This window comes from Leptothoe sp. LEGE 181152 (genome assembly GCF_032906605.1).
Classification (GTDB): domain Bacteria; phylum Cyanobacteriota; class Cyanobacteriia; order Phormidesmidales; family Phormidesmidaceae; genus Leptothoe; species Leptothoe turfae.
This window is the reverse complement of sequence record NZ_JASATU010000032.1, coordinates 416,665-440,908: the sequence shown is the minus strand read 5'-3', so window position 1 is coordinate 440,908 and position 24,244 is coordinate 416,665. Positions and strand designations below refer to the sequence as shown.

General features: G+C 48.9%; 21 protein-coding genes and 1 pseudogene. 7 read left to right on the top strand and 15 right to left on the bottom strand.

Translation table 11 applies throughout. From position 1 onward, the window contains the following. Positions 1-183: 183 nt before the first annotated feature. Positions 184-1,050, bottom strand: coding sequence for a ribonuclease HI (rnhA, locus tag QGP82_RS19135; protein WP_499060700.1), 867 nt, complete (start codon positions 1,048-1,050; stop codon positions 184-186). 317 nt (positions 1,051-1,367) lie between these two features. Here rnhA and QGP82_RS19130 point away from each other — a divergent pair, with 317 nt between their 5' ends. Further along, on the top strand, positions 1,368-2,108 hold the full coding sequence (locus QGP82_RS19130) for a carbonic anhydrase (RefSeq protein WP_163666471.1): 741 nt from the start codon (positions 1,368-1,370) through the stop codon (positions 2,106-2,108). Here QGP82_RS19130 and QGP82_RS19125 read toward each other — a convergent pair. From QGP82_RS19125 to sds, 3 genes are all read right to left on the bottom strand, one after another. After that, positions 2,092-2,574 (bottom strand): CYTH domain-containing protein, encoded by a 483-nt coding sequence (locus tag QGP82_RS19125; RefSeq protein ID WP_163671735.1) that lies wholly within the window; start codon positions 2,572-2,574, stop codon positions 2,092-2,094. The genes QGP82_RS19130 and QGP82_RS19125 overlap by 17 nt on opposite strands. 73 nt (positions 2,575-2,647) lie before the next feature. After that, a complete protein-coding gene (locus QGP82_RS19120) occupies positions 2,648-3,610 on the bottom strand; it encodes a carbohydrate kinase family protein (protein ID WP_163666473.1) in 963 nt (320 codons plus the stop codon). 156 nt (positions 3,611-3,766) lie between these two features. Beyond that, a complete protein-coding gene (sds, locus tag QGP82_RS19115; protein ID WP_163666475.1) occupies positions 3,767-4,738 on the bottom strand; it encodes a solanesyl diphosphate synthase in 972 nt (323 codons plus the stop codon). Positions 4,739-5,840: 1,102 nt separating this feature from the next. Between sds and QGP82_RS19110 the strand changes: the two genes are divergently transcribed. From QGP82_RS19110 to QGP82_RS19100, 3 genes and pseudogenes are all read left to right on the top strand, one after another. After that, entirely contained in the window at positions 5,841-7,148 is a 1,308-nt protein-coding gene (locus QGP82_RS19110) for a M16 family metallopeptidase (RefSeq protein ID WP_250565040.1), read from the top strand. Between the two features lie 56 nt (positions 7,149-7,204). After that, a complete protein-coding gene (locus QGP82_RS19105; protein WP_163666477.1) occupies positions 7,205-8,476 on the top strand; it encodes an insulinase family protein in 1,272 nt (423 codons plus the stop codon). 205 nt (positions 8,477-8,681) lie between these two features. Then, positions 8,682-9,074 (top strand): annotated as a pseudogene (locus QGP82_RS19100) (transposase); the annotation flags it as partial. 156 nt (positions 9,075-9,230) lie between these two features. On the opposite strand, the gene QGP82_RS19095 reads toward QGP82_RS19100, so the two are convergent. The 3 genes from QGP82_RS19095 to QGP82_RS19085 all read right to left on the bottom strand — a co-directional run bounded on the left by QGP82_RS19095 (position 9,231) and on the right by QGP82_RS19085 (position 12,373). Further along, entirely contained in the window at positions 9,231-10,688 is a 1,458-nt protein-coding gene (locus QGP82_RS19095) for a RecQ family ATP-dependent DNA helicase (protein WP_499060699.1), read from the bottom strand. 46 nt (positions 10,689-10,734) lie between these two features. Continuing rightward, positions 10,735-11,682, bottom strand: a complete 948-nt coding sequence (locus QGP82_RS19090) for a serine hydrolase (protein ID WP_163666481.1) — start codon at positions 11,680-11,682, stop codon at positions 10,735-10,737. A 145-nt stretch (positions 11,683-11,827) separates the two neighbouring features. After that, the gene (locus tag QGP82_RS19085; RefSeq protein WP_163666483.1) at positions 11,828-12,373 is read right to left on the bottom strand and encodes a gamma carbonic anhydrase family protein; all 546 of its coding nucleotides are present in this window, start codon (positions 12,371-12,373) and stop codon (positions 11,828-11,830) included. A gap of 338 nt (positions 12,374-12,711) precedes the next feature. Between QGP82_RS19085 and QGP82_RS19080 the strand changes: the two genes are divergently transcribed. The 3 genes from QGP82_RS19080 to QGP82_RS19070 are packed head-to-tail and all read left to right on the top strand — an operon-like array spanning position 12,712 to position 15,020. Further along, positions 12,712-13,221, top strand: coding sequence for a TIGR02652 family protein (locus tag QGP82_RS19080; protein ID WP_006516656.1), 510 nt, complete (start codon positions 12,712-12,714; stop codon positions 13,219-13,221). A gap of 41 nt (positions 13,222-13,262) precedes the next feature. Continuing rightward, on the top strand, positions 13,263-13,676 hold the full coding sequence (locus QGP82_RS19075) for a VOC family protein (protein WP_006516655.1): 414 nt from the start codon (positions 13,263-13,265) through the stop codon (positions 13,674-13,676). A gap of 3 nt (positions 13,677-13,679) precedes the next feature. Beyond that, a complete protein-coding gene (locus QGP82_RS19070) occupies positions 13,680-15,020 on the top strand; it encodes a hypothetical protein (protein ID WP_499060698.1) in 1,341 nt (446 codons plus the stop codon). A 9-nt stretch (positions 15,021-15,029) separates the two neighbouring features. Here QGP82_RS19070 and QGP82_RS19065 read toward each other — a convergent pair whose 3' ends face one another. From QGP82_RS19065 to mgtE, 8 genes are all read right to left on the bottom strand, one after another. Further along, entirely contained in the window at positions 15,030-16,379 is a 1,350-nt protein-coding gene (locus tag QGP82_RS19065) for a serine/threonine protein kinase (protein WP_499060697.1), read from the bottom strand. A gap of 6 nt (positions 16,380-16,385) precedes the next feature. Then, the gene (obgE, locus tag QGP82_RS19060) at positions 16,386-17,459 is read right to left on the bottom strand and encodes a GTPase ObgE (RefSeq protein ID WP_499060696.1); all 1,074 of its coding nucleotides are present in this window, start codon (positions 17,457-17,459) and stop codon (positions 16,386-16,388) included. A 172-nt stretch (positions 17,460-17,631) separates the two neighbouring features. Continuing rightward, positions 17,632-18,099 (bottom strand): DUF4168 domain-containing protein, encoded by a 468-nt coding sequence (locus QGP82_RS19055; protein ID WP_499060695.1) that lies wholly within the window; start codon positions 18,097-18,099, stop codon positions 17,632-17,634. Between the two features lie 64 nt (positions 18,100-18,163). Further along, on the bottom strand, positions 18,164-19,150 hold the full coding sequence (holA, locus tag QGP82_RS19050) for a DNA polymerase III subunit delta (RefSeq protein ID WP_499060694.1): 987 nt from the start codon (positions 19,148-19,150) through the stop codon (positions 18,164-18,166). A gap of 77 nt (positions 19,151-19,227) precedes the next feature. Beyond that, positions 19,228-20,805 (bottom strand): signal recognition particle-docking protein FtsY, encoded by a 1,578-nt coding sequence (gene ftsY / locus QGP82_RS19045; RefSeq protein ID WP_499060693.1) that lies wholly within the window; start codon positions 20,803-20,805, stop codon positions 19,228-19,230. Positions 20,806-20,900: 95 nt separating this feature from the next. Next, a complete protein-coding gene (gene nusB / locus QGP82_RS19040; RefSeq protein WP_163666497.1) occupies positions 20,901-21,614 on the bottom strand; it encodes a transcription antitermination factor NusB in 714 nt (237 codons plus the stop codon). A gap of 71 nt (positions 21,615-21,685) precedes the next feature. After that, a complete protein-coding gene (locus QGP82_RS19035) occupies positions 21,686-22,465 on the bottom strand; it encodes a DUF502 domain-containing protein (protein WP_163666499.1) in 780 nt (259 codons plus the stop codon). A gap of 273 nt (positions 22,466-22,738) precedes the next feature. After that, positions 22,739-24,136: a magnesium transporter gene (gene mgtE, locus QGP82_RS19030; RefSeq protein WP_163701514.1), complete on the bottom strand. Its 1,398-nt coding sequence runs from the start codon at positions 24,134-24,136 to the stop codon at positions 22,739-22,741. Between the last annotated feature and the right edge of the window lie 108 nt (positions 24,137-24,244).

Below are 24,244 nucleotides of genomic sequence, written 5' to 3'. Positions count from 1 at the left end.
AATAATATTTTGCTGAGAAGTTTATTCTTATACGCAGATTAGCACGCTCAAAAAAAGTTCGCCTTGTAGCTTTATGCAGACATAGCCGTAGAAACGAGCAAAAAAGTTCCGGATTTTACTAATCTTCGAAAAAATTTGGTCTGAAAAGTTCTGATGTAGGTCAATCCTGTTAGATGTAATAGATCAATACAGGGAATCTAGTCTTTCTAACTGCCAAAAATCTTTGTCGGCACCATTGCCACCCACCTGTACAACAGACCAATTTCGCCAAGTCCATTGCGCTCCACGCTTAGCAATATCGCTAACGGTCTCATTCACTAGGTCGGCCAGTTCTTGCGTCGTGATTAGATATCCGTGTTCAGCCAACGTATCGGCCATTTGCAAACGGTTAAGGATGTGGCTAAGCCGCTGTAACGTATCGCCAGCTTCAGTATTCATTTGATTCTGTCGGTCTGGAGCCTCAGCTGCAATGCGATCGCAATCCGCCTCTTCACTTTTCGGCCCATTGTCGGCTGTACGGGTCGATGACAATTGCTTACTCGCTAAGACTTTAGCCGTAAGCTGCTTTAAGCGAATTGATTGCTTATGGGAGTAAGCACGGGCAATTTCATCGCAGCGTTCATTACCCACATTACCTGCATGCCCTTTTACATAACGCCAATCAATGTCAACGCCTTGGGACGTTGCTAGATCCTGCTTTAATTTATCCAACGTCATCCATAGGTCTTGGTTCAGCACCGCTTTGCCAGCAGATGTTTTCCAACCTTTGCGTTTCCAACCTGACATCCACTGGGTGATGCCTTGAATCAAATATTTACTGTCGGTATTCAGTTCTATGGGGCTGTCATAGTCGTTGTTTTGGAGAAACTGAAGCGCCGCGATCGCAGCCTGCATTTCCATGCGATTATTCGTCGTCCCCGAGGCGTGTCCTCCCATTTCATGCACTTGCCCATCAACAAAATAAATCACCGTCCCCCAGCCCCCTGGCCCAGGATTTCCTGAACAAGCACCGTCGGTGTATACCGCCTTAATTGTAGGCAAATCGGTCATCGTGAGATCCTTCAAGTACAGGGGAAATGGGGAGTTGGGTATGAGCTATGGCTCGATCATTACACCCAGCAGATAGTTGCCTTAAAAACCCTATGCATCATAGCGGTGATTTACAGGATTGCTCATTAAATCCACAGAAAAATCCCCCATGGAGAAATATTGCCAAAGCAATCTCCAGTCCCCATTGCCCCCTTCTGACCTTTCTTTTAATCAGACTGATAAGTAAAACTTTGTACGCAGAGCTCTAAAGATATGGGATAAGGATTACAGGGTATTGTCAGAAAATGCCCAGGAGCACGTATGAAGGACGAAGGACAATGAAAAAATTAATGCGCGGTCTGCGTCAGTTTCAAGATACCTACGTTCCTTCCCATAAGAAACTAATGGCGACCCTGGCCAAGGGTCAAAGCCCCAATACTTTATTTATTACGTGTTCCGACTCGCGAGTACAACCAGAGCTCATTACCCAAGCTGAACTCGGTGAACTATTTGTCATTCGTAATGCAGGCAATATCGTTCCTCCTTTTGGCGCTACCAATGGTGGGGAAGGGGCGACCATTGAATATGCTGTCAAGTCCTTAAACGTTGATCACATCATTGTTTGTGGTCATTCTAGCTGTGGTGCCATGAAAGGACTGCTACAGATCGGTCAGCTGGAAGAAAAAATGCCTTTGGTCTACAACTGGCTAATCCATACAGAAGCTACCCGTCAGCTGGTTGAAGACAATTACAACGACTTAGAAAAGTCTGACAAGCTGGATATGCTGGTGGCTGAGAATGTCCTCACGCAAATCGAAAATCTGCGCACCTATCCAGCTGTTCGCTCTATGCTCCATAGAGGCAACCTATCTCTCCATGGCTGGATTTACAACATCAATGATGGCAGCATCTTAGCCTACGATGCTGAGCGTCATGCTTTTGTTGCACCCTTTAGCAATCTAGGCAAGGCCCTCAATAATAATGGAAGTGCCCATGGTGCCCATGCTGTATCCCATATGCCAGGGGAAAATCGGTTGGCACGAACACAGGCTGAGAGAATTTTTAAGGGTTCTTACTAAGCCCCCAATCTCTAAATGGATTCTTGACCAGGTTGGAATTGTAATACCGAGGATCTCCCGTTACCTCCTGGCCAATCCAAGTGGGCAGCTCTATTGTTTGCCCAACGTGGCTTAATTCTACTTCCGCCAGAATTAAGCCCTGATTCTCCCCTAGAAATTCATCAACTTCCCAAACGACTGCTGCCATTGGGATTCGGTATCGGTTTTTCTCGACAAAAGGCTTTTGGCATAGTTCTGCCAGCATTGCCTGGGCATCAACGGTAGGAATTTCGTATTCAAACTCCGAGCGACTCATACCCACTACGGGGCCTTTTAGGGTGAGATATCCCTGCTCGCCAATAATCCGTACCCGCACAGTTTGTTTTCCCTGGGTAGCAACATAGCCCTGGCAGTAATAATGTCCCTCCGCCAAATCACGCCAGGTGTCGCCCTGCACCAGAAACTTCCGTTCGATTTCTTTAGCCATTGAATTTCCGTTCGAGACGTAGGGACGTTGCGTGTAGGGGCATTCCATGGAATACCCCTACACGTATATATTGTCATTTTCTCAAAAATAAGAATGCATCCACCTCGCGTGGGGTGGGCTGCCCTGCGATCGCACCCGATCGAGTTGTCGTCAACGCTGCCACCGCACTGGCATAGCGAACGACGTCATGGGCACAATCAGCATCCAGTAAACAGCTGCGACCTAAGAGACATAACTTATGTAAAAAACCGGCAACAAAGGCATCACCCGCACCAGTGGTGTCTTCAACATCCACATCAAACCCAGGCACGTGACCACTGTACCCCCCCAGATAATAGCGACAGCCAGCGGCACCAGCGGTCACCATAACACCTTCCAGATAAGGGCGTTGGGCGGCGATTGCCACCGGATCTGTCGTCTCCAATAACCACTGCGCCTCAGTATCCGATAGCTTTAGAAAGGATACGTGTTTAAGTAAATCCATCACTAGACCCATTGCCTGGGCAGGGTTTTCCCAAAACATAGGTCGCCAGTTAACGTCTAGGACGACTCGACCATTTTGCTCTTGCATCCATTCCACAGCCTGCAAAATAGATTCTCGCGTTTGGGAATAGGCCAAACCTAGGGTGCCGATCACTAAATATTTGGTGCCATGGAACAAGCGGGGATCGATGCGATCGCAAATCACATGGGCATCTGCGAAACTAGCTGGATCAGGCAATGAAAACCCAGCAAACGATCGCTCTCCCATCTCATCGGTCAGCACATAAACCTCACGGGTGGGAGCTGTCGGATGAGATTGCAAACCACGCGATCCCACCTGTAGGTCCGACAGCAACTGAGCCAGGGCCTGCCCCCAAGAGTCAACGCCTACAGCACCAATAAATTCTGCCGATGTTCCTAACTTAGCCAGACCACAGGCTACATTAGCCGGTGCCCCACCAGGTAATGACAGTTTTTTCTCCCGATCGCTTGACCAGAAACTATCAACCAGAATTTCCCCTAGACATATAACTGGACGCCCTGGATTACTCATCCCTGTCTTTGGCCCCAATACTCCATCACACGATGACTGCCTTAATTTAGCCTCTCGCCGAAAGTATAAGGTACTAGCAGACCCAGAAAATCATTTTTACCCAGTATCCCTATGCTGAACGCACTTTGAGCAGCGGGCAAATGCACCTTAGACTAATTAATATAATCGGCTCAACACGTAGCTAGACAAAGCTTCCAGTGCGCGCTTAGGTTCAGACTGAGGTAAATCAGCCAGGTTATGAACAGCCTGTTTAACATGCTGAGAGGCCAGCTCCCGTGAGCGTTCAATACCACGACTAGCCTTCACCAAGGCCATCGCCTCATCAAAGTCTCCGCTTTGAGCGAACTCTCGCTCAATTAACGTAGCCAGATAAGGCGTTTCTTCCATGGCATAAAGCACTGGGGCTGTCAGGTTACCACTCAGCAAGTCAGAACCAGCAGGCTTACCCAACACTTCCTCAGAACCGGTAAAGTCCAAAATGTCATCTACCACCTGAAATGCCAGGCCTAAGTTCCGCCCATATTGATAAAATGCCTCAGCCAGAGAGTCAGAAACCTCACTCAAAACACCCGCCGACTTACAGCTATTAGCAATGAGTGATGCTGTCTTGTAATAGCTCTTCATCAAGTAAGCATCAATGGAGAGTGTGGTGTCGAACTTATTTAACCCCTGCTGGATCTCACCTTCAGCTAAATCCATAATCACGCGGGACAGCAATTTAACAACCGTTAGATTGTCTAAATTTGCTAAGTGCCATGACGATTGAGCAAATAAGAAATCCCCTGCCAAAACCGCCACTCGATTATTGAAACTACTGTGGACAGTAGGAACACCACGTCTCAATGACGACTCATCGACGACATCATCGTGTACCAGACTGGCGGTGTGAATCATTTCAGTAATCTCAGCCAGGCGAAAATGCCGAGCTGGAATATCTGCCTCCATCACCGTAGCCCGTGAAAGTAGAAGCACAATAGCAGGTCGAATCCGTTTCCCTCCGGCCCCAAAAAGGTGCTCTGCAGCAGCGTAGAGAATAGGATGCCGAGCACCGACCAGCTGCTTTAAATTATCCGCCAATAGCCTGAGATCGGCTTCGACGGGAGCAAACAGCGATGTTGTTGAAGTCATGGGAGAAAATGCTCAGACGGCTTGATTACGAAATTTTAAGTAATCCATATTCATTCTAAGCTAACGACTCATTTGGTGTCGTAAATCCATTTAGAAAATGTAGAAACACCTTTTGCTTCAGTACTTTGCAGTTCTCAAAGCACCACACCCCATAAAGAGTTCCATCTGGCCAGCATTGATTAGATATTTTTATTTCTTTTTTTTAATTAGGTCTATGTGAATAACAAATTCTTATGTTAAGCTAAGGACTAGGAATTAGAAAATTTCATAGCAAGCTCAATAGTTGGTGTTAGTAGCTTTGTTCTAGTAGTTGGCTTCTGACTGCTAGTAGTGCTTGAGTCATCCGCCGATGTGTTGCAGTTGTCTGGGGTAGTTGATACCCATGGCAGGCAATGTCTATAAGAGTATGGCAACTGTTTGACCCAACCCATGGCTGAGTCAGACTTGTAAGGTCTCGAACAGACAGCTAGAAAATTTATCGGTGCATGTATGCCCTAGATGCGTACGGAGTGACGAGCGATACTGCAATGCGTATGGTGCTGGGTGATTCTTGTATCAAGGCTTTTTGATTATTGGGAATCTTGCATAATTTTCGAACTAGCTGCCCCGCTGTCAGTTTTTGCTGGCTGCCTGTTTGGCCTGCGAATCGTCCTTGTTGCTCCTCTCTCACTGGCTACGTCCATGACTCATCCCTTAACCCCCCTGCTGATATTGCTGCTTGCCACTAGTTACTTGTTAATGGTCTACATTCTTTTCACGGCTGTTCAACGCTTTGTCAGGCGTAGAGAGCAAATGTTGAAATGACTTACAGGTTCAAGTAATGGGTTTTTGCCATTTCATCCTTGTCCCTGATCAGGGTTTAATAATCTCTAGATAAAAAACCTTTTAATTTATGTTTATTTTTAGCAGATGGTCTGACCACTAACGTGGTCAGACCATTGTTTTATGACACCCCTCCAGTCAGCAACGGTATAATTTTCTTCCTTCTGAGATTTATTGCTTATTGCACAGCTTCCAGATAACTTCTGCCAAGTATGTATTCCCGAAAACAACTTAGAGAGGTAGCATAGACAGAAGTTTTAAGCAGTAGGCACCCAACAATTTGAGTTCAGCCCCTGACGTTCCTGCCTCCAATATTTCAAACAGTGATATTAATCAGGCCAATGGGTCATTTCCAGCGAGCATTGTCCAATTAGACAGCGGCTTAACTGTTATTCACCAAGAAATAGCAGCGACTCCTGTCGTCGTTGTGGACGTTTGGATTCGGGCAGGTGCTCGTTGTGAACCAGACACTTGGACAGGCATGGCTCATTTTTTAGAGCACATGGTGTTTAAGGGGACTGAGCAGATCTTGCCGGGCATGTTCGATGCAGCTATTGAGAGCCGTGGTGGTTTAGCAAACGCAGCGACAAGTCATGATTATGCTCATTTTTATATGACAGTGGCTGCCAATGACTTAGCCCATGCCCTCCCTTATCTTGCAGATCTGTTACTGCATGCAGCGATCCCAGCCGACGAGTTTGTAAGAGAACGACATGTAGTCATCGAAGAGATTCATCAATCTTGGGATGACCCTGATTGGATAGGTTTTCAAACGCTGTCGGAAATGATTTATGGGAATCATCCCTACGGACGTTCAGTATTAGGGTCTCCCGAGATCTTGCAAGAGCGCTCACCTGAAGAAATGCGGCAGTTCCATCGTACTCACTACCAACCTGAGAATATGCAGGTGGTGATTACTGGTGGCGTCTCCTTAGAGCGAGTGCTAGAACTAGTGCAGACAACGTTTCGTGCATTTGCACAACGAGAATCATGTCCGACAGCAGGGCTAATGTCACCCCCACGCCTACTGACCAACCCTCGGCATACCTTAGCATTGCCTCGATTGGAACATGGGCGATTGATCATGGCCTGGCTAGCCCCTGGGATTGAGGACTTAGAATCAGCCTGTGGCTTAGACATTTTGGCGACAGTCTTGGCCGAGGGTCGGGTGTCGCGCCTGGTACGAGAGCTGCGCGAAGATCGTCAATGGGTAGATGAAATCGCAAGTAGTTTTTCGGTACAGAAGGACTGTAGTTTATTCGTTTTATCAGCCTGGCTCCCCCCCAATTATGTAAAGGAAGTAGAACAGGTCATTTGCGATCGCATCGCGACCCTAGCTAACATACCGATTAGTGAGGCAGAGTTATCACGAGCCAAACGGGTATTATGCAATGACTATGCCTTTTCAATGGAAACTCCAGGACAGCTTGCTGGACTCTATGGATATTACGGCACTTTGGCTAAACCTGAACTTTCCCTGACCTACCCCAAACACATACAGGCATACTCTGCTGAACAACTTATGCCCCTGGCCCAGCAATACTTATCTCCACAGAGTTGTGGCACCCTTGCTCTAATTCCTGCCTAGCGCTACACTGCATCCTTTCCTGACAGACTTCACTACAACCTCTAACCACAACACCTGTGACTGTATCAACTGCCCCAAAGCAAAACTCCATCACGACCCATCTGGGCAACGGCCTCAAAGTTATTGCTATTGAAAATCCAGCCGCTGATATCGTCTCAGCACGTGTGTTTCTACCCGTTGGACAAGGCCATGAAACACCAAAAAATGCAGGTATTTTTAGCTTGCTCACATCCCTACTCACAAGAGGAACAACTCACCGCAGTTCCTTCGATATTGCGGAAGCTGTGGAATATGTAGGAGCCAGCTTAGGAGCCGATAGCGCTTCAGATTACAGCGTCGTCAGTGTTAAAACGGTATCCGCCGATTTTGAGGAAATCTTCAGCCTCGCCACTGAAATTCTGCAAGAGCCTAGCTTTCCTGAGAATGAAATTGAACTCGAACGGAAGCTGACGATTCAAGGTCTGCGCTCCATGCAAGAGCAGCCCTTTAGCGTAGCCTATAAGTTTTTTCGTGAAGGCATGTACGGCACCCATCCCTATGGGTTTTCTAGCATGGGAACTGAAGAAACCGTCATGGCCATTCAACGCGATGATCTTTTAGAGGCCCACCAAAAGCATTTTCGTCCCGACAACATGGTGGTGGTTATTGTTGGACGCATTGATCCTGAACGGGCTGTTGCTTTAGTCGATAAACTCATGGGCGATTGGGCTGTCCCTGAGTATCCTGCCCCTGCCCCTCAACTGCCAGGGCTCGAATCCCATGCTTATCGCATCGTCACGCCCCAAGAAACGAACCAGGCATTTGTGATTATTGGGTACCTAGCGGCCCCAGTCATGCACCCAGATTTTCCAGCCCTTAAGCTTCTGAGCACTCACCTAGGGAATGGCCTATCCAGTCGTCTATTTGTCGAACTACGGGAAAAACAGGGCTTGGCCTATGACGTTTCTGCGTTTTATCCCACACGTTTGGGCCCATCACAATTTGTCGCCTATATTGGCACTGCACCAGAAAATACATCCGTTGCACTAGACGGTCTTCAGAGTGAGCTGCGACGACTCTGCAAAGTTCCCCTCACCGAGCATGAGCTCCAGGTCGCTAAGAATAAAATGCTTGGGCAATATGCATTGGGTAAGCAGACTAATGGGCAAATTGCTCAACTGCTGGGTTGGTATGAGATTCTGGGGCTGGGCACTGAGTTTGACGACAAGTTCCAGGCTAATATCGCGGCAGTGACCATTGAAGACGCCCAAGAGGCAGCAAAGCGTTGCTTTGTAGACTCCTATATCTCGATTTTGGGGCCAGCTACAGCAGTAGAAGCGCTGAGATAAAGGACAAGGTTATAAGGTAAGGGCTCAGGGCTTGGCGGCATAGTCGCTGACATCAAATGTAATAGTTAAGACTTTATCTGACACAACCTGTAAACTCACACTGAATCAGGAGTGTCACAATGAATACCCAAGACAAGATCGTTAAGAACCGCTTAGGCCTCTTAAATCTAGCCAAAACACTCGGTAACGTATCCAAGGCGTGCAAAAGGCCGTGGCCAAGGACCTCAAACCGATTTACCAAGCGGCCACCCTGGCTGAATCAGAAGCCGCCCTTGATGCCTTCAGCGAACAATGGGATGAGGCCTACCCAGCTATCAGCCAGATCTGGATTCGCCACTGGGACAATGTCATTCCTATTTTTGACTATCCCATGGAGATTCGTCGAGTGATTTACACCACCAATGCTATCGAATCCCTCAATCGCTCCTTGCGTAAGGTGATTAAGACCCAAGCGATCTTCCCAGATGAAGCTGCTGTTTGCAGACTGATGTATCTGGTGATGAATCATATCGCGAAAAAATGAAATCGACCGATTAAAAATTGGCGAGCCGCCTTGTCACATTTTGCGATCCTGTTCCCAGAACGCTTTCCTCTCTAAACAAACCGCGTTTACACAAAATTCAGATCACTCTCAATATTTTTCCTTGGTTGTTATATCAAAAATGTTATGGCTAGTATTGTTTAAGGACCTGGGTTGAGGCTCTTAAGAGAATACTCCATCGCTGGAATAAAAGTTTATCTCAGGGGCATGGGCCTAAGTATCTTTTGTTGACCAATGTCGACAATTATCACAATGCCCGCACTGCATGTTTTGAGCTTCTGCTTCACAGCCGAACTGTATTAAAAGTCTCTGCCAGCGACACTTCCGACTAAAGAGATATTGCTTAGTCTCCTTCACACTATCAACTGGTTTATCAGCTTTCGATGATTGCTCCACCGTCAACTGATAGTGAAACGGGTCTTGCCAAATCAACCGTCCCTGACCATGCAACAATGCTAGTGCTGTCGCTGCTTTCCCATTACGTCGCAACACCTCATCAATATGATCAGATGCGGCTAATGACTTCCCCAACTGTCGTGCCTCTCGTTGTAGCTTCCGTGCACTCTCCGCAAAAAACTGCCAGCGTTTTTTATCCTCTGAATCTAACCATCCTGTAGGCTCACTTACCAGCGTTAGCGCATCCGCTGGTTTCCCATCTCGTCCTCCGCGACCAATCTCCTGCACATACTCACTGAGCGTACTTGGCGCATGATAATGGCAGACCCATCTAACTCGTGGATGGTTAATCCCCATGCCAAATGCACTGGTGCATACTACAAACTGACAGTTTCCCTTTATCCACTCGGCTTCAATGCGCCGACGTGCCTCACTGGCCAGCCCTGCATGATACGCTGCCACTGAAAATCCCTGGGGGCGTAACCACTGGGTTAACTCTTCAGCAGTCCGGCGAGTGCGAACATAGATCAATCCTGCTTGCTCAGGATGAGACTTTACAAACTGAACCATTGCCTGTCGTCGTCCCCTTGGAGTCCAAACTACTTTCACAGCTAAATTCAGGTTTGACCGATAGGGGCTGAGTTTGACCTCTTGAGGTTGTTGTAGATGCAACACTTCGCAGATGGTTTTCTGAGCCGTTGGGTTAGCCGTTGCTGTGAATGCTGCAATGGGTATCTGGGTGCCTGCGGGTTTATGGGGCAGCAATGCTGGTCTGACAGCACCGAGTCGTCGGTACGTGGGTCGGAAAGTGTCACCCCATTGGACCAGGCAATGGGCTTCGTCCAAAATCAGGCCGTTGATGATTACCTGGGGGTGGCAGAGAATGTCCCAGACTCGTTTGCTGAGTAGTGTTTCAGGCGATAGATACAACAACCGCAACCGGTTTTGCTGCACCTGTTGCAGTATCTTTCGTTTCTCAAAGTTGGCCAGGGCACTGTGGATGCGTTCTGCGGCTAAATGGCGTTGCTTTAGCTCCTGAACTTGGTCCTCCATTAGTGCAACTAATGGAGAGATGACCAGGGTTATGCCTGTTTGCAATAAAGCAGGCAATTGGAAGCAAATGGATTTACCTCCACCGGTCGGCATGACAATCAGAGCATCCTGTTTGGCCAATAGTGTGCGAATGACTTCATCTTGTGGAGGACGAAAACTGTCGTAGCCCCAAATTTCTTTGAAGCGCGCTTCTACTTGCTGCCAGGACGTTTTTGTAATCATTGATGCACCCTTGAACTGGTCTTAGAGTGCCCGTTGAAAGTGAGCCTTACGTGTTCATCCCATGCATTGCAGCCAAGATCTGTGCTGACACAAACGGTAAAATCTCCTCGTCTTGGCTGTGCTCAGCCCCTTCAGTAAACACGACTAATAGATAGGGATGTGCCCCATCTGCCTCAATGTAAGCGGCATCATGGCGTACTTTACTCGTTAGTCCTGCTTTTGACCAAACCTTTGTCTCAACGGGCACACCCGCCCCTAAAAAGCCCGTCACCTGATTTTCTGGATCCGCAGCTAGTACTTTAGGATCCAGGTCGCGCTTCATCAGGTCCATCATGGTGTGAGACCTCTCTGCATTGACTGCCACCCCGCCAATAATGCTATGCAGTAACCGAGCAGATGCTTCGGTCGTCAGCATATTGCGGTTTTCATAGCCCTCGCCCAGAAATGCTCGCTCTCGACCGTAGGGACCATCACACCAAGTTTTTTGGTTAGCGTTAATGGTTGCTAGCTCAGGCCATTGCAGACTGGTTAGATAACGGTTGATCAAGTTTCGCTGTTGCTTCCAGGTTTCAAACGGTCCAGGGGGTAGCTCTGGACCGCTTGTCGTACCCGTTAGCACATCAACGACATAGCCTGTTGCGTCGTTACTAGAGTCGATAATCATGTCCCGTAATGCTCGCTCTAGTTCCAAGCTTGTTTGGACCATGCCGCGATCTAACCACTCATGAATAGCCACCAGGTAAAACAACTTGATGACGCTGGCTGGGTAAATCCGCTCTACACCGCGATAGCTTGCCCCCTTTGGCTGTTGCTTCCAGAAGTTATCAGCACTTAGCGCGCCCCCTGTATTGACAGTGTAGGGAGGCTCGTAAGCTAGCCAGGTAACCGCGATTTGATTTTGTGCCAGGTTAGGAAAACGAGCCCAGGTTAAATCGAGGATTTGGTTGAGTTTTTTCTGGAGAGCGTCGTTGGGCTGGAAGAATTTGGAGGTCATCGGGGAGAGGCGTTGTAAGGGCTTAGCTGTGAGTTTTAAGTTGTTCGCTTTTTATCTTGCTATACCTTGTCGAGGTAATCGAACTCAAAATACTCGACAAGTTGAGAAGAGCAAAACTCTACAAAACTCAAAACTTCAAACTGATTTACTCAAACCCTAAATTAGTGCCCTTACCTGCATGAACTAGGGCTAACTGTTCATACTTTTTAGCATGGTCGATCAGCTCTTCGATTTGTTCGGCGGATACAGTTTTCAATACCTTGCCAGGAATGCCGACCACCAGTGACCCGGGTGCGACATCCTTATTCACGACTGCGCCCGCGCCGATGATGCTGCCTGCACCAATACGGACGCCGTTAAGAATAACGGCTCCAATACCAATGAGGCAGCCGTGCTCAACGTGGGCACTGTGCACCACAGCGCGATGGCCAATGGTGACATAGTCTTCAAGGATTGTGGGCTGCCCAGGATCGCCATGGAGAATGGCACCGTCTTGTATGTTGGTGTGGGCACCGATGCGAATCAGCTCGACATCGCCTCGGACGACGGCGGTATACCAAATGTTCGCACCTTCATCTATCTCTACATTGCCAATGACCGTTGCATTTGGGGCAATAAAGGCAGCTTGTGAGAGGTCTGGTGCAGGCCAAAAGCTTTCAGGTGTGGTTAAGACAGGAGTGAGGTTAGTCACAGAATTACCTACAGAATAGATCTAGTTCTAAAGGTTACCAATTGAACCTAGGAGGCTTGCCGGAGGGTAGGAATCAGGTGATTGATACCCCGTCTCAATGTCCATGGGTTTATCAACGTTAACCATTGAGATGGACAAAACTCTTCAGAATAATGTATGTAAGGGTTAGCGCGCGCTATTTTGCCTCCCGTTATAATAAGGCGAGTGAAAGCCTAATTGGCTTTGTTTGGAGTGTTCTATTAGTACGTTCCGGCACCTGGGGCTTTGCCTAGGCTCAACGTTGGGGTAGTTGAGACAGGCCAATACATATTTAGGTGTCAATGCTTTAATAAACCCGCATGCTAAATTCCGCTTCTCAGTATCCGTTTTATGGGCCAGAGATAAAATGCCCCCACTGTCGGCAGACAATTCCGGCATTAACCTTGACCGATAGCTATCTATGTACACGCCATGGTGCGTTTGAGGTCAGTCTTGAAACCCATGATTTGGTACATGTGCAATCGGGGCGTCACTGGCGTCAATGGGAAGGGGAGTGGTATCGTCAGCATACTCATCCTGATGGTATTCGGTTTGAGATTCATGAAGCGCTCGATCGATTGTATACCGAGGGTTATCGGGCGACACGAGTGATTATTGCAGAACGCTATCGGCCCCTAGTGAAGTCGTATCTGGAATACAGTGCACCTTGGCGTGGCCAAGTGGATACAGGAACTCCCAGGCTATATGGGTTACCTGTGGCGTTTAGTCCGTCTTCCCAAGAAGTGCCTCAGTGGGAAGTGATCAATTTTGATTTAGAAAAAGAGCCTGGGGTGCCGAATAATTATCGGTATCTAAAATTTTTTGAGTAAGCTGTTCGAGTTGTTGGTTAAAAGACGGTGATAGGAATACTATGCATCATGCGTCGATTCGAACGGCGGATATTCATAAGGCCATTGCCTTTTATGAGCTGCTGGGATTTGATGTGGTAGAACGTTTTACTGCTGGCATTACTCTGGCGTGTTGGATGGAAGGTTTACATGGACGAATCGAGCTCATGCAGGTGCCAGAACCCAAACCTGCTGCCGATGCCTTTAGTGATGAGCATTACACTGGTTACTATCATCTGTCATTTGACCTGACTCAAGCAGCTGACAGTTTACCGACCTGGCTGGAACAGTTGAAGCAAAAAGCGATTTCTCAAGATACGGTTCTAAACGTCCTGTTGGAACCTCAGCAACAGATGATTGGGTCTAGTGTGTATGAAGTAGCCTTTATTGCTGATACTGATGGGCTACCGCTTGAGTTCCTGCGTCGTTTGAAATAATTAATGGGTTCTGGGATTCCGTTTGCAAATAATTGGGCGTATCTGGAAACAGAGCTCAGCTGGTTAGAACGGCTGCTTTTAGTGGCGGTTTCTCAGCAACGCAAGCATTTAAAGTCGGTTAATCAGGTGGCCAAAAATGCGTCTGACAAGGCGACTAGTGACTGGTGGCAAGGTCTCATTGCGGTTAAAAAACGTGCCTACGATGATACAGCGCCTAAATCATCTGATAAACCCTCACTGGGGTACCAAAAAGCAATAGACAAGCGGATTTTGCTGAGTCGGGCTAGCAAAGTTTCGTTAGGGCTACCAACTATGCAAATGGTGCTGGGGCTGAGCCTGTTTGAAAAGAAGCTGGTACTGATGGCGTTGGCTCCGGAAGTTCAGGTACGTTATGGGCGGCTTTATCACTATTTGCAAACAGGGACTAACTGCGCGGTAGGGGCATTGCCGACCGTCGAACTTGCCTTACGATTATTGTGTCGCAATGATTTGGAGCGTCGGCGTGCGCGTGCCCGGCTGTCTGGTGAAAATTCGTTGATCAAGCGCCAAGTTTTACAATGTGTTGAGGGTTCATCCTCGACATTGTTGGGTAGTCAGATGCAGCTGGCTCCTGCATGGGTTGAGTACCTGCTGGCCGAGAATCCTGACCCGAGCTGGCCGCTACAGTTTATAGCAGCTGACTGGTATGCCCAACTATGTCGAGGGCGAGTGACTTGGCCAGATCTGATACTGGCCGATGCACTCAAGCAGCGACTACAGTCAGTGGCAGAGCAGCCACGGTTGAGGCTATTGCTGGTGGGAGAGCCAGGTGTGGGTAAAGAGCGCAGTGCGATCGCACTCGCCACCCACCTCAAACAATCTCTATATATTCTCGATCTGGCCCAAATTTCTCCCCAAGACTGGCCCAACTGTCTTACCGAACTAGGCCAGGCTAAGTATCCCATTGTCTTAATTAAATCAGCCCACCATTGGCTTGGCCGCAATTCAGCCATCGATACAGCAGCCCTTCAGCACTGGCTGACCAAATCATCCGCTCAGATCGTTTTTATAGTGTGCCATCGTCACCTTATCCGCCACCAATGGCGACAGCAGCTCACGACGATCGATATCCCCATGCCCAATACCGAACTACGCTTGCAGCTGTGGCAACAAATATTCCCCAACGGCGTTAAATCCATGGGAAAAGTCCGCTGGACTACTCTAGCTGAAGGCTTATCCTTATCTACTCAGCAGATTACTGAAATTGGACGTATGACACAGCGTCTGGCAGGCGATGAAGAGATTACCATTAACCATTTACAGCAAGCCCTAAATCAGCAGGAACATTTTTGGAAACTGCGTTAGCCGTCAGAGCTATTTTGATTTTTGCCTTTGGATAAAGTTGTCTAACGTTTCCTGTAACCATTCTTTTTCTGCTATCGACAGCGATATACCAAATTGATGACTGTAGACACCTTCCCGCAGTGCCAACGTCTTCACAGGCTGATCGTTACTTAGCAGAATTGTTTCTAAAGTCACCCTTTCCAAAGTAGCAACATGACCTTGATGAACGCTTTTACAAATCAACATTTTTCGTTTGAGGGTAAAACGCTCTTGACTAATGTCTAACGTAACGTGTTCAAGGGCCGTCCAAAAAGCTCTCCAAGCGATGCCTAGGCCAATCGCCCAGAAAGGTACAAAAAAAATAACAGCTGCCCCCAATGAGAAAACCGGTAAAATGGCCAAACCTACAAACCAGGCAATACTATTCCAGGCCAAAGCCACGTTGAAATGTCCTCTGAAGGCCGCTCTTCTTAACCCTGTGGGTGGGATATTTAGTAATAGGTGGTGACGATCGTAAGTCAGTTGAATATCGCTACCGGCAGGATATTTGAGGCCTTTTGTTGCAGTCAGTCTAGGTCTGGTCAACGCCAACCTAGCAGTTCTAGCAGACTCAAATCGCTCTTCGGCTAAAGGCTCAATCAACCCCTCTAACCAGTTGGCAAATGCCTCAGAAACGTTGACTACTCCACGGAAGTCCATCTTCAGACGTGTTTGTGGCAAATCCGCTGGATTTTGATGGGTGAGCAGATTGATCAACGTTGCCCCAAGACCATAGAGATCCGTGGTGGGATAAGCATGGCCACGAAATTGTTCAGGAGCCATATAGCCAAAGGTGCCAACCACCGTGCTACCAAAAGCAATGGTATTGCGATACACACTCTGCACCGCCCCAAAATCCACCAGAAAAATCCGATCATCATGACCACGAATAATGTTCTGGGGCTTAATGTCCCGATGGATGATGGGTGGACTTAGGTTATGGAGGTACTCCAGGATCTGCAAAATTTCAATGGCAATGTGTCGAGTGTCTGCTTCTGAGAAGCGTGCACCAGCCATAACTAAGTCTGAAATGGACTGCCCTTTAGCTAATTCTTGAACAATGTAGAAGTAGCGATCGCAATCTGTATCAACCTGAAAATAGTCAACATATTTGGGAATGCCCGGATGGTTGAGACCCTCTAGAACCTGAGCCTCCCGCTCAAATAGCTCTAGCTTTTTCCAATCGCTTAATCCCTTGAGCGATAGCTCCTTCAGGGCCACATGGTACCCTGTAACTCGATCTTCTGCCTCATACGTGATGCTACTGCCCCCTTGACCCAGGACATCAAGAATTCTGTACCGATTCTTGATAACGGAGTTGTTTGGCTGGGCGTTGTGCATTTGGGATTATGTCCACTGGGTAGGGGCCATTTCTTGGGGCACCAGGTTTGGGAATGGTTCTGGTTCTACCTCTACTTCTTTGGGCGCGGTCTCTTCAAGTAAGTCCCAGATCACTTGCAGCAATTCGTCTAGACCCTGGCGGCTGACAGCGGAGATCCCAAAGATGCGATCGCATCCACTGCTAGCCATCAGCTCCTCAGTGACAACCTCAAGCTCATCCTCAGGGACTGCATCCACCTTATTGAGTGCCAGTAGCTGCGGACGATCTGCTAGCCCGTGACCGTAGGCGATGAGTTCTTGCTGAATCGTGTGGTAATGCTCAATGGGATCCAATGCCGTAATGTCGATGACATGTAGAAGCACACGAGTTCGTTCGATATGGCGCAGAAAATCGTGCCCCAAGCCAGCTCCGGCATGGGCTCCTGCAATGAGTCCTGGAATATCAGCAAATACAGTACCATCGCCTGTGGGTTTTCGCACCACGCCAAGGTTAGGCACTAGGGTGGTAAATGGATAGTCCGCCACCTTTGGCTTGGCTGCCGATAACGCGGAAATCAGCGTTGACTTACCAGCATTAGGCAGACCAATGATCCCGACCTCTGCCAGCAGCTTTAGTTCTAGACGAATCCGTCCCTCTTCTCCGGGGAGTCCGGGTAAGCAGGTCTCCGGTGCCCGGTTACGATTGCTCAAAAAAGCCGCATTGCCGAGGCCGCCTTTACCCCCCTCGGCCACACATAGGGTTTGACCCTCGGTGACCAAATCCCCCAGTAGTTCGCCTGTTTCGGCATCGTAGATCATGGTACCGCAGGGCACTTCTACAACCAGATCCTTCCCCGTTGCCCCCGTCATATTTTTAGGGCCACCCCGTTCGCCATGTTCTGCTTGAAAGCGGTGGGCGTAGCGAAAGTCCAGCAGTGTTTGTAAATCGGAGACCGCTTGGAGAATGACTGAGCCGCCATTGCCCCCCCTGCCGCCAGATGGCCCCCCTGCTGGCACATATTTCTCTCGGCGAAAGGCCACTAGACCATCTCCACCATCGCCCCCTTGGACGTCAACTTCAGCTTGATCAATGAATTGCATGGGAGATACGGAAGATGGTGAACAGTATCGGCAAGGAGGGTGAGTGGTCAATCGTAAATCGTGGAACAGTTAAGGCTGAAGGCCTTCGTTCTAAGGGGTTAGAGAATCTGTATCGCAGCTGATACAGCCTAATCTATCCCCCCTTCACTCTTAACCCTTCACTAATTTACCTCTAGCGCTGTCTTGCTATCTCCAATTGTATCTGTTCCTTCAGGGCTTCATTCTCGCGATGTTCACCAGTGATTGCATTAAACTGATCATCGGTGAGACCTGCTTCTTCTACAAGTTGCTTGGCATCATTACAGAAATTAATCAACGAACGCCGAACTTGAGATCTAACTGTACGTGGCACTTCCGTTAAATCGTTGGTGCTTACACAGCGTAGGTCATGTTGAGTAACATCTGCATTGGCGATGGTCATGAAGTCGCTGATGTCGGCATAGGCTTGGGGCCGAATATCTTCGATGGCCAGTACAGCGGCAGCATAGTTACTAATTAATTCATTAGTAAAGGGTTGGGCGTATCCCCTTTGCCAGAAGGTGAATAATGGTACGCCGATCACAACCAGACTAACGCTGGTTCCAATTATCCAGCGGAGGTTCCGGGGGCTGTCATTACTAGAGCAACGAGTAATCATCATGGCAATACCTAGCAAGATTTGACCAATTCTAGTGAATAAAACATGGGTACTGCATGGTAAGCCTTTAGACCGGCTTGAAGCAATGTGCTAGTTCGATGACTTTGGTATGTAATGTTACAGTTTCTGGCGCTCCCTGTTTAAGGGAATATTCAAGGGATAGTAGCAGTTTCAGGGCATTTTGCAATTGTAAGGACGAGATGCCATGTATTTCTTTTTGTAAAAAATAAATACGTTTAGGATTGCCGACATCTGCCGCTTGGGCAATGGCTCGGGTATCCCGTTCACCGGATTCGGTCATAAGTTTGACCCATAGCCAGGTGCGAAACTGCCCTACCAGGGTGGCGACGATACGCAAAGCGGGCTCATTGCGCGTTAGTAGTTCGGTAATTAGGGTAAGGGCTCGGTCTGTTTGGCCCTGGCGCAGGGCTGCCGCTAACTGCAGACTGCTTTGGGTGCTAGTGGCCACGAGGGCATGAACCGCTTCGGGTGGCAGTGCCTGTTTCGGTTGGGGCCAATAGGTTTTGAGTTTTTCCAGTTCGTTATAAAGACGGCGAGTGTCGGCACCAATCGCTTCTCCCAGTAGGGCAGCTGCCTGGGGAGTGAGTTGCAGTCCCACATCTTTAGCAACCTGATATACCTGATGTTCAATCTGGTCCGTCTTCCACGGCGGGATGGTGTCAAACTCGCGGATATCAGCGTATTTTTTGATGAGTTTGGTGGACTTTAAGCGTCCATCAGGTTTATTGCTACTGGTCAGCAGCAGGATGGCGCTATCAGGAATTTTGGGCAGCGTCCGCTCTAGTTCAGCCACAAGGTCGGCAGAACATCGCTGACAAACGGGGGTATCAACTAGCCACACCACCCGTTTACCCATGCCAAAGGGGGGTGTCATGGCCTGATTTAACCCCTGGATAATGGCGTCGGACTGCTCCGGTGGGATTTTTTCGTAGTTAAAGCTAGCCCAGTCAGGGTTGAGGTTGCGATCGCACAATGCGCGTACCGCCTTTTTCATCCGAAACTCATCGGCACCCCAAAAGAAATAAACCGGCATTTATGGTGAAATGAAAAATTCCCGTAGGTTGGGTAGAGCTTTGCGAAACCCAACACCCAATGGTATCTCAACCCAACCTACCCGCTTAATAATGCTTCGACAAACTCATAGCTAGAGAACGGTCTTAAATCCTCAATCCCTTCGCCGGCACCAATAAACCGAATCGGTAGGCCTAGTTGCTGCACCACCGCCAGGGCCACTCCACCCTTGGCAGTACCATCCAATTTTGTCAGCACTACGCCGCTAAGATTGGCCGCTTCTGAAAAGACCTTAGCCTGTCTGACACCGTTCTGCCCCAGGGTGGCATCTAGCACTAGCAGTGCTTCTACATTGGCGTCCGATGCTTTCTTATCGACAATGCGTCGGATTTTGTTGAGCTCATCCATCAAATTCTTTTTATTTTGTAGACGGCCTGCGGTATCCACCAGGAGTAGCTCTGTATTGCGTGATTGGGCAGCGGCAATGGCGTCAAACACGACGGCAGCTGGGTCAGTGTTTTGCCCTGGATTAGCAATGACGTCGACCTCGCTGCGGGCTCCCCAAACTTTGACCTGCTCCACGGCAGCTGCGCGGAAGGTATCCGCTGCTGCAATCAGGCAGTTATAGCCAGATTTTTTCGCAATGTGGGTGAGCTTACCGATGGTCGTGGTTTTACCGGCTCCATTGACACCCACTATCAACCAAATGTTGAGCTGTTCACCTTCGGGCACAAACAGTAAGTTGTGATTTCCCTCAAGCGGACTATCCAGCATCTGTCGCAGCAGCTTTTTAAGATAGCGAATGGCGGCTTCAGGCGGTAAGGTCGCCTCACGCATTTTGGATTGGAGAGCTTCGATAATCTGATCGGTGGCTTCTACGCCGACATCAGCTTGCAGCAACAAGGCCTCAATTTCGTAGATGGCATCTTCATTAAGCGGTCCCTGCCCCACAACTGCTTTCAGCTGATTGACCAGGCCCCGTCGAGTTTTGCCTAGCCCTTGACGTAACTGGTTAAGCCAGGTGATTTCTTCAAGGGATATGTCATCCGGACGTCGCCCTTGGGATGCTAAAACCTCGGCTGACCAAAGAAATGCCTCGTCCAAATCGACATCGGGCATCACCATTGGCGGTTCTGGTTCTGGCTCAGATTCCGGTTCTGGCTCAGGCTCAACGATGGCAGTTTCCTTTAGTTTGGCCAAGCGTGCTTCTCGTTCCGCCTCGGCTGCTTTGGCCCAGAAGGGAGCAGCAACGGAGGGGGTAACTTCTGTTAATGCTTCCTCTGCTTCCTCTTGCTCAGTGATTGCAGGAGTTTCTTCCGGCGTAGAAATCTCTGTGGACACGTCTGTAGAGACCGGAGTTTCTGCCGCTGGTGCAGCGGCTTTACTCCCTACTGGAGCCTCAACTGCTGGCTCCGGTTCGGATTCTGGTTCCGATGCCACGGGCTCAGGCTCGGGTTCCGGTGCTGCTTCAGGTTCCTCAACGGTTGCCTGTTGCTGCTGAATATTTTGGTAAGCGGCCTTGGCCCAAGCTAAATAGTCTTCAGCACTGGCAGGTGCATCACTGTCGTCTGCGGCAGCCTCCGCAGATGTTGAATCATTTGTTGTTTCATCTGTTTTGGCATCCTCTGTTTCAGAGGACTCGTCATAGCCACGGCGAAACCAATTAAATGAAGACATAGGTCAATGAATGGGCAATGTTCAACGTGTAGAGTGGGCATCACCCACTGATGTAACAATCAGGCCTGTTATAAATTTGAAATTTGGCTGCAAACTTAAGGTTCATCATCAGAAGGCGTAGGGTCAGGGCTGCTCTCTGATGCCACTTTCGATAATTTCAGAGGTGTTGATCTGGCATCCAGTTTTTGGCTTGCTAGCTGATCTGTCACTCGACGCATAACACCATTGATAAACCGGTAGCCTTCCTCATCACTGTATCGTTTGGCGATTTCGATGGCTTCATCGATCGCAATTCGTTTATCCACTGCCAGATACAAAATCTCGGTGAGAGCAATCCTGAGAATATCGCGATCCACCCGAGCCAAACGTTTTAAGTTCCACCCCACCATGGCACTGTCTAGCTGCTGGTCAATGTCATCACGATGCTGGGTGAGTTGGGTGATAATCCTTTGGGAGTAATCCTGAATATCTTTACGACCTGCCAGTTGCACAAATTCTGGTAGTTCTGTGGCAGCCCCAAGCCGGTTAATAGCAGTTTGCACCTGTTCAATGGCACCCTTGACCGTTTCTTGGGCACTGCGAAGATCGCCAGAGCGAGTTTCGCTATCGAGCAATTGGCGGTTACCCCGCACCAGTTCTGCCGATGCTGCTTCTAGGGTTTCTTTCACCTCGGCTGTGAGGGTGCGAATGGCTTCGGTCAACAATGTGTCAACAGATGGGCCAGAAGTTTGCTTACTACGTTTTGGATCGTCCGTAAGCTGACTCATGCCAAGGAGGGCAAGCTCACGGGCAATACGACGGGATTGCATGGCGTTTGGGAATGGGTGGTCTAGCTCAGATATCTTATCAGCCAGTGTGTGGGCGGCGCGGATATACGAGGCTATCCTTGTTGATCAATATTAACGAGTTCAACTCTGGTTTCAGGGGATTCAGCTGTTTCGGACTCAGCCTGTTGGGATGTGGACGAGTCGAATGGTAAGGCCTCTCCGTCTCCAGCAGGTAGTTGGGGTCTGTCTGAATCTTTTGCTACCAAGGCCTCAGCTAGATTTGGCCCAACAATACCGCCTGATAGCAAAACTTTGAACGCTTCTTCAATAGAGATACTGAGGTTAACCACATCAGCCTCGGGAACAACTGCATACCAGCCACTGGTGGGATTAGGCGTAGTGGGCACAAACACACTCAGCATCTTGGAATCAGGATTCATGGATGTGACGGAGCTGGTGACAAAGGCAATGGCCCAGATGCCTCGACGGGGATATTCCACCAACACCACACGGCTAAACTGACTTTTGGTGTCTTTTAAGACAGTCTCAAGTAGCTGTTTCAGAGTTTTATAAACTGAGCCAGCCAAGGGAATAGATTGGAGGATGCGCTCGCCAAGATCTAATAGCCAACGACCAGCAATATTGCGAGCCATCAGACCAATGAGCAAGATGGCTAGTAAAGGTACCGCAAATCCAACGCCTAAATTAAAGAGGGCTACTAGAGCTGGGTGTAAATCAACAAAAGGGTTTAACTGCTTGGGAAATTTGGTCAGCGCACGAATTACCCAGCTGGCTACGGTAATGGTTAGCCAAATCGTTGTGGCTAGGGGAATAATCACCAGAAGACCTGCAATCAGGTCATTCTTCAAACCTTGCTGGAAATTTTTTAGCACGGGCTGACGTCTCGGTTGTAGTCGTAGCGGTCTATTTCAGTCAAATAAGCTGATTAGGTAGGGCCTGTTTCAGAAAACTGGAATGTTTCGCAGTGTCACTTATCACCATATATATCCTAAATTATTGTGGCAAATGCTGTGATCGGTCCGGGGATCGGTTATACGTGGTAGCCAATTGAGGGAATAGGCAGTAGTTCACTGAGCGCCAAGATTCAAGCGTTTTAGCTTTTTGCTACAGATGTTGGCATCCTATGCCCTATTGTTCACCAACCACTACAGCTGGAGCACTTGTCTTGCCAGCGTTAAGTAGATAAAGACTCCAAATACATCTACGACGGTGGTAATAAATGGGGCTGACATCAGCGCAGGGTCAAAGCCTAAGCTTTGGAACAGAATGGGTAGAGCTGCTCCGGCGCTGGATGCCAGGACGGAAATTGCGATCAGGCTCAGGCCTACGGTGAGGGCTACGCCTACATTGATAACAGGCAGGATGTATAGCACTCCGGTGACGACTAGGGCCAGCATGAGACCCAGGAAAGCACCTGCGATCGCTTCTCTACGAATCACCTGGAACGCCTCTCGTAGCTTAAGCTCATCGGTGTTCAAACCACGGATCACCACGGTGGATGACTGAGCGCCTACGTTACCCCCGGTACCGATCAGTAGCGGGATAAATGAGGCTAAGATTGCCACCTGTTGAATCAAACTTTCCTGGCTTCTGATCACGGCAGCGGTAAAGGTATTGGCCACCAGCAGTACTGAGAGCCATACAACGCGCTTACGAGCGACCGTTAGCAGGTTGGTCTGAAAGTAGTTATCACCGCCAGATTGAACACCGCCCAAGGCATAAATGTCCTTGGTGGCTTCTTCTTCGAGGATATCGATCACGTCATCAACGGTGATGATGCCCACCAGCCGTTCCTCAGTATCGACAACGGGCACTGCCAAAAAGTCGTAGCGTTGAATCAACCTGGCGACTTCTTCTTGGTCCACACCTGTTTGCACTGAAACCACTTCGCGGGTCATCAGCTCTCCAATGGTTTGATCGGGTTGACCGGTCACTAAAATTCGCAGTGACAAGATACCTGTGAGACGACGGGCTCTGTCGGTGACATACAGGTAGTACACCGTTTCACTAGCACTGGCCAGTTTGCGAATGTGATTGAGTGCCCGTTCCACCGTCCAGTTTTCTTTTAGGGCGATGTATTCGGGGGTCATGGCCCGCCCAGCTGTGCCTGCCTCATAACCCAATAACAGGGCTGTGGCTTCGCGTTCCTGTGCACTCAGCTGTTGCAGCAATTGTCGTACCACCTTGGCGGGGAGTTCATCAAAGAGGCGCGCCCGGTCGTCAGGCGACATCTTGTCCACAATGTCGATGACGTCCTGGCGCTTAAAGTCTTCAACCAGGGTTTGCTGAATGCTGGAATCTAGATTTTCATAGACTTCAATGGCTTCAGCCTTAGACAGTAGGCGGAAGGCAAGGGCCTGCATCGTATCAGGCAATCCTTCGATAGCTTCAGCGATATCCGCAGGCTGTACAGGGACCAGTAATGCTTTTGCCCCTTGGTAATTGTTCTGTTCTAGGAGAGCCTGAAGTTGCGATCGCACCAGTTCGCGCAGTTCCCTGCGCGAAAATGATGCAGTGCTTGTAGCCTGTTCAGTGTCCGTCAAGGAAGGTATGCCCAATCCAGTTGCCTATAGTCTAGTGGTGGAATGGGTCTAGAACGAAGAAAATCCTGCAAATTTCTCAGGTACATAATTTAGGAGGATGGACATTTC

Coding starts and splice junctions, on each gene's coding strand:
- rnhA (WP_499060700.1), bottom strand. CDS start 1,050: ATGACCGATTTGCCTACAATTAAGGCGGTATACACCGACGGTGCTTGT.
- QGP82_RS19130 (WP_163666471.1), top strand. CDS start 1,368: ATGAAAAAATTAATGCGCGGTCTGCGTCAGTTTCAAGATACCTACGTT.
- QGP82_RS19125 (WP_163671735.1), bottom strand. CDS start 2,574: ATGGCTAAAGAAATCGAACGGAAGTTTCTGGTGCAGGGCGACACCTGG.
- QGP82_RS19120 (WP_163666473.1), bottom strand. CDS start 3,610: ATGAGTAATCCAGGGCGTCCAGTTATATGTCTAGGGGAAATTCTGGTT.
- sds (WP_163666475.1), bottom strand. CDS start 4,738: ATGACTTCAACAACATCGCTGTTTGCTCCCGTCGAAGCCGATCTCAGG.
- QGP82_RS19095 (WP_499060699.1), bottom strand. CDS start 10,688: ATGATTACAAAAACGTCCTGGCAGCAAGTAGAAGCGCGCTTCAAAGAA.
- QGP82_RS19090 (WP_163666481.1), bottom strand. CDS start 11,682: ATGACCTCCAAATTCTTCCAGCCCAACGACGCTCTCCAGAAAAAACTC.
- QGP82_RS19080 (WP_006516656.1), top strand. CDS start 12,712: ATGCTAAATTCCGCTTCTCAGTATCCGTTTTATGGGCCAGAGATAAAA.
- QGP82_RS19075 (WP_006516655.1), top strand. CDS start 13,263: ATGCATCATGCGTCGATTCGAACGGCGGATATTCATAAGGCCATTGCC.
- QGP82_RS19070 (WP_499060698.1), top strand. CDS start 13,680: ATGGGTTCTGGGATTCCGTTTGCAAATAATTGGGCGTATCTGGAAACA.
- QGP82_RS19065 (WP_499060697.1), bottom strand. CDS start 16,379: ATGCACAACGCCCAGCCAAACAACTCCGTTATCAAGAATCGGTACAGA.
- obgE (WP_499060696.1), bottom strand. CDS start 17,459: ATGCAATTCATTGATCAAGCTGAAGTTGACGTCCAAGGGGGCGATGGT.
- QGP82_RS19055 (WP_499060695.1), bottom strand. CDS start 18,099: ATGATGATTACTCGTTGCTCTAGTAATGACAGCCCCCGGAACCTCCGC.
- holA (WP_499060694.1), bottom strand. CDS start 19,150: ATGCCGGTTTATTTCTTTTGGGGTGCCGATGAGTTTCGGATGAAAAAG.
- ftsY (WP_499060693.1), bottom strand. CDS start 20,805: ATGTCTTCATTTAATTGGTTTCGCCGTGGCTATGACGAGTCCTCTGAA.
- nusB (WP_163666497.1), bottom strand. CDS start 21,614: ATGCAATCCCGTCGTATTGCCCGTGAGCTTGCCCTCCTTGGCATGAGT.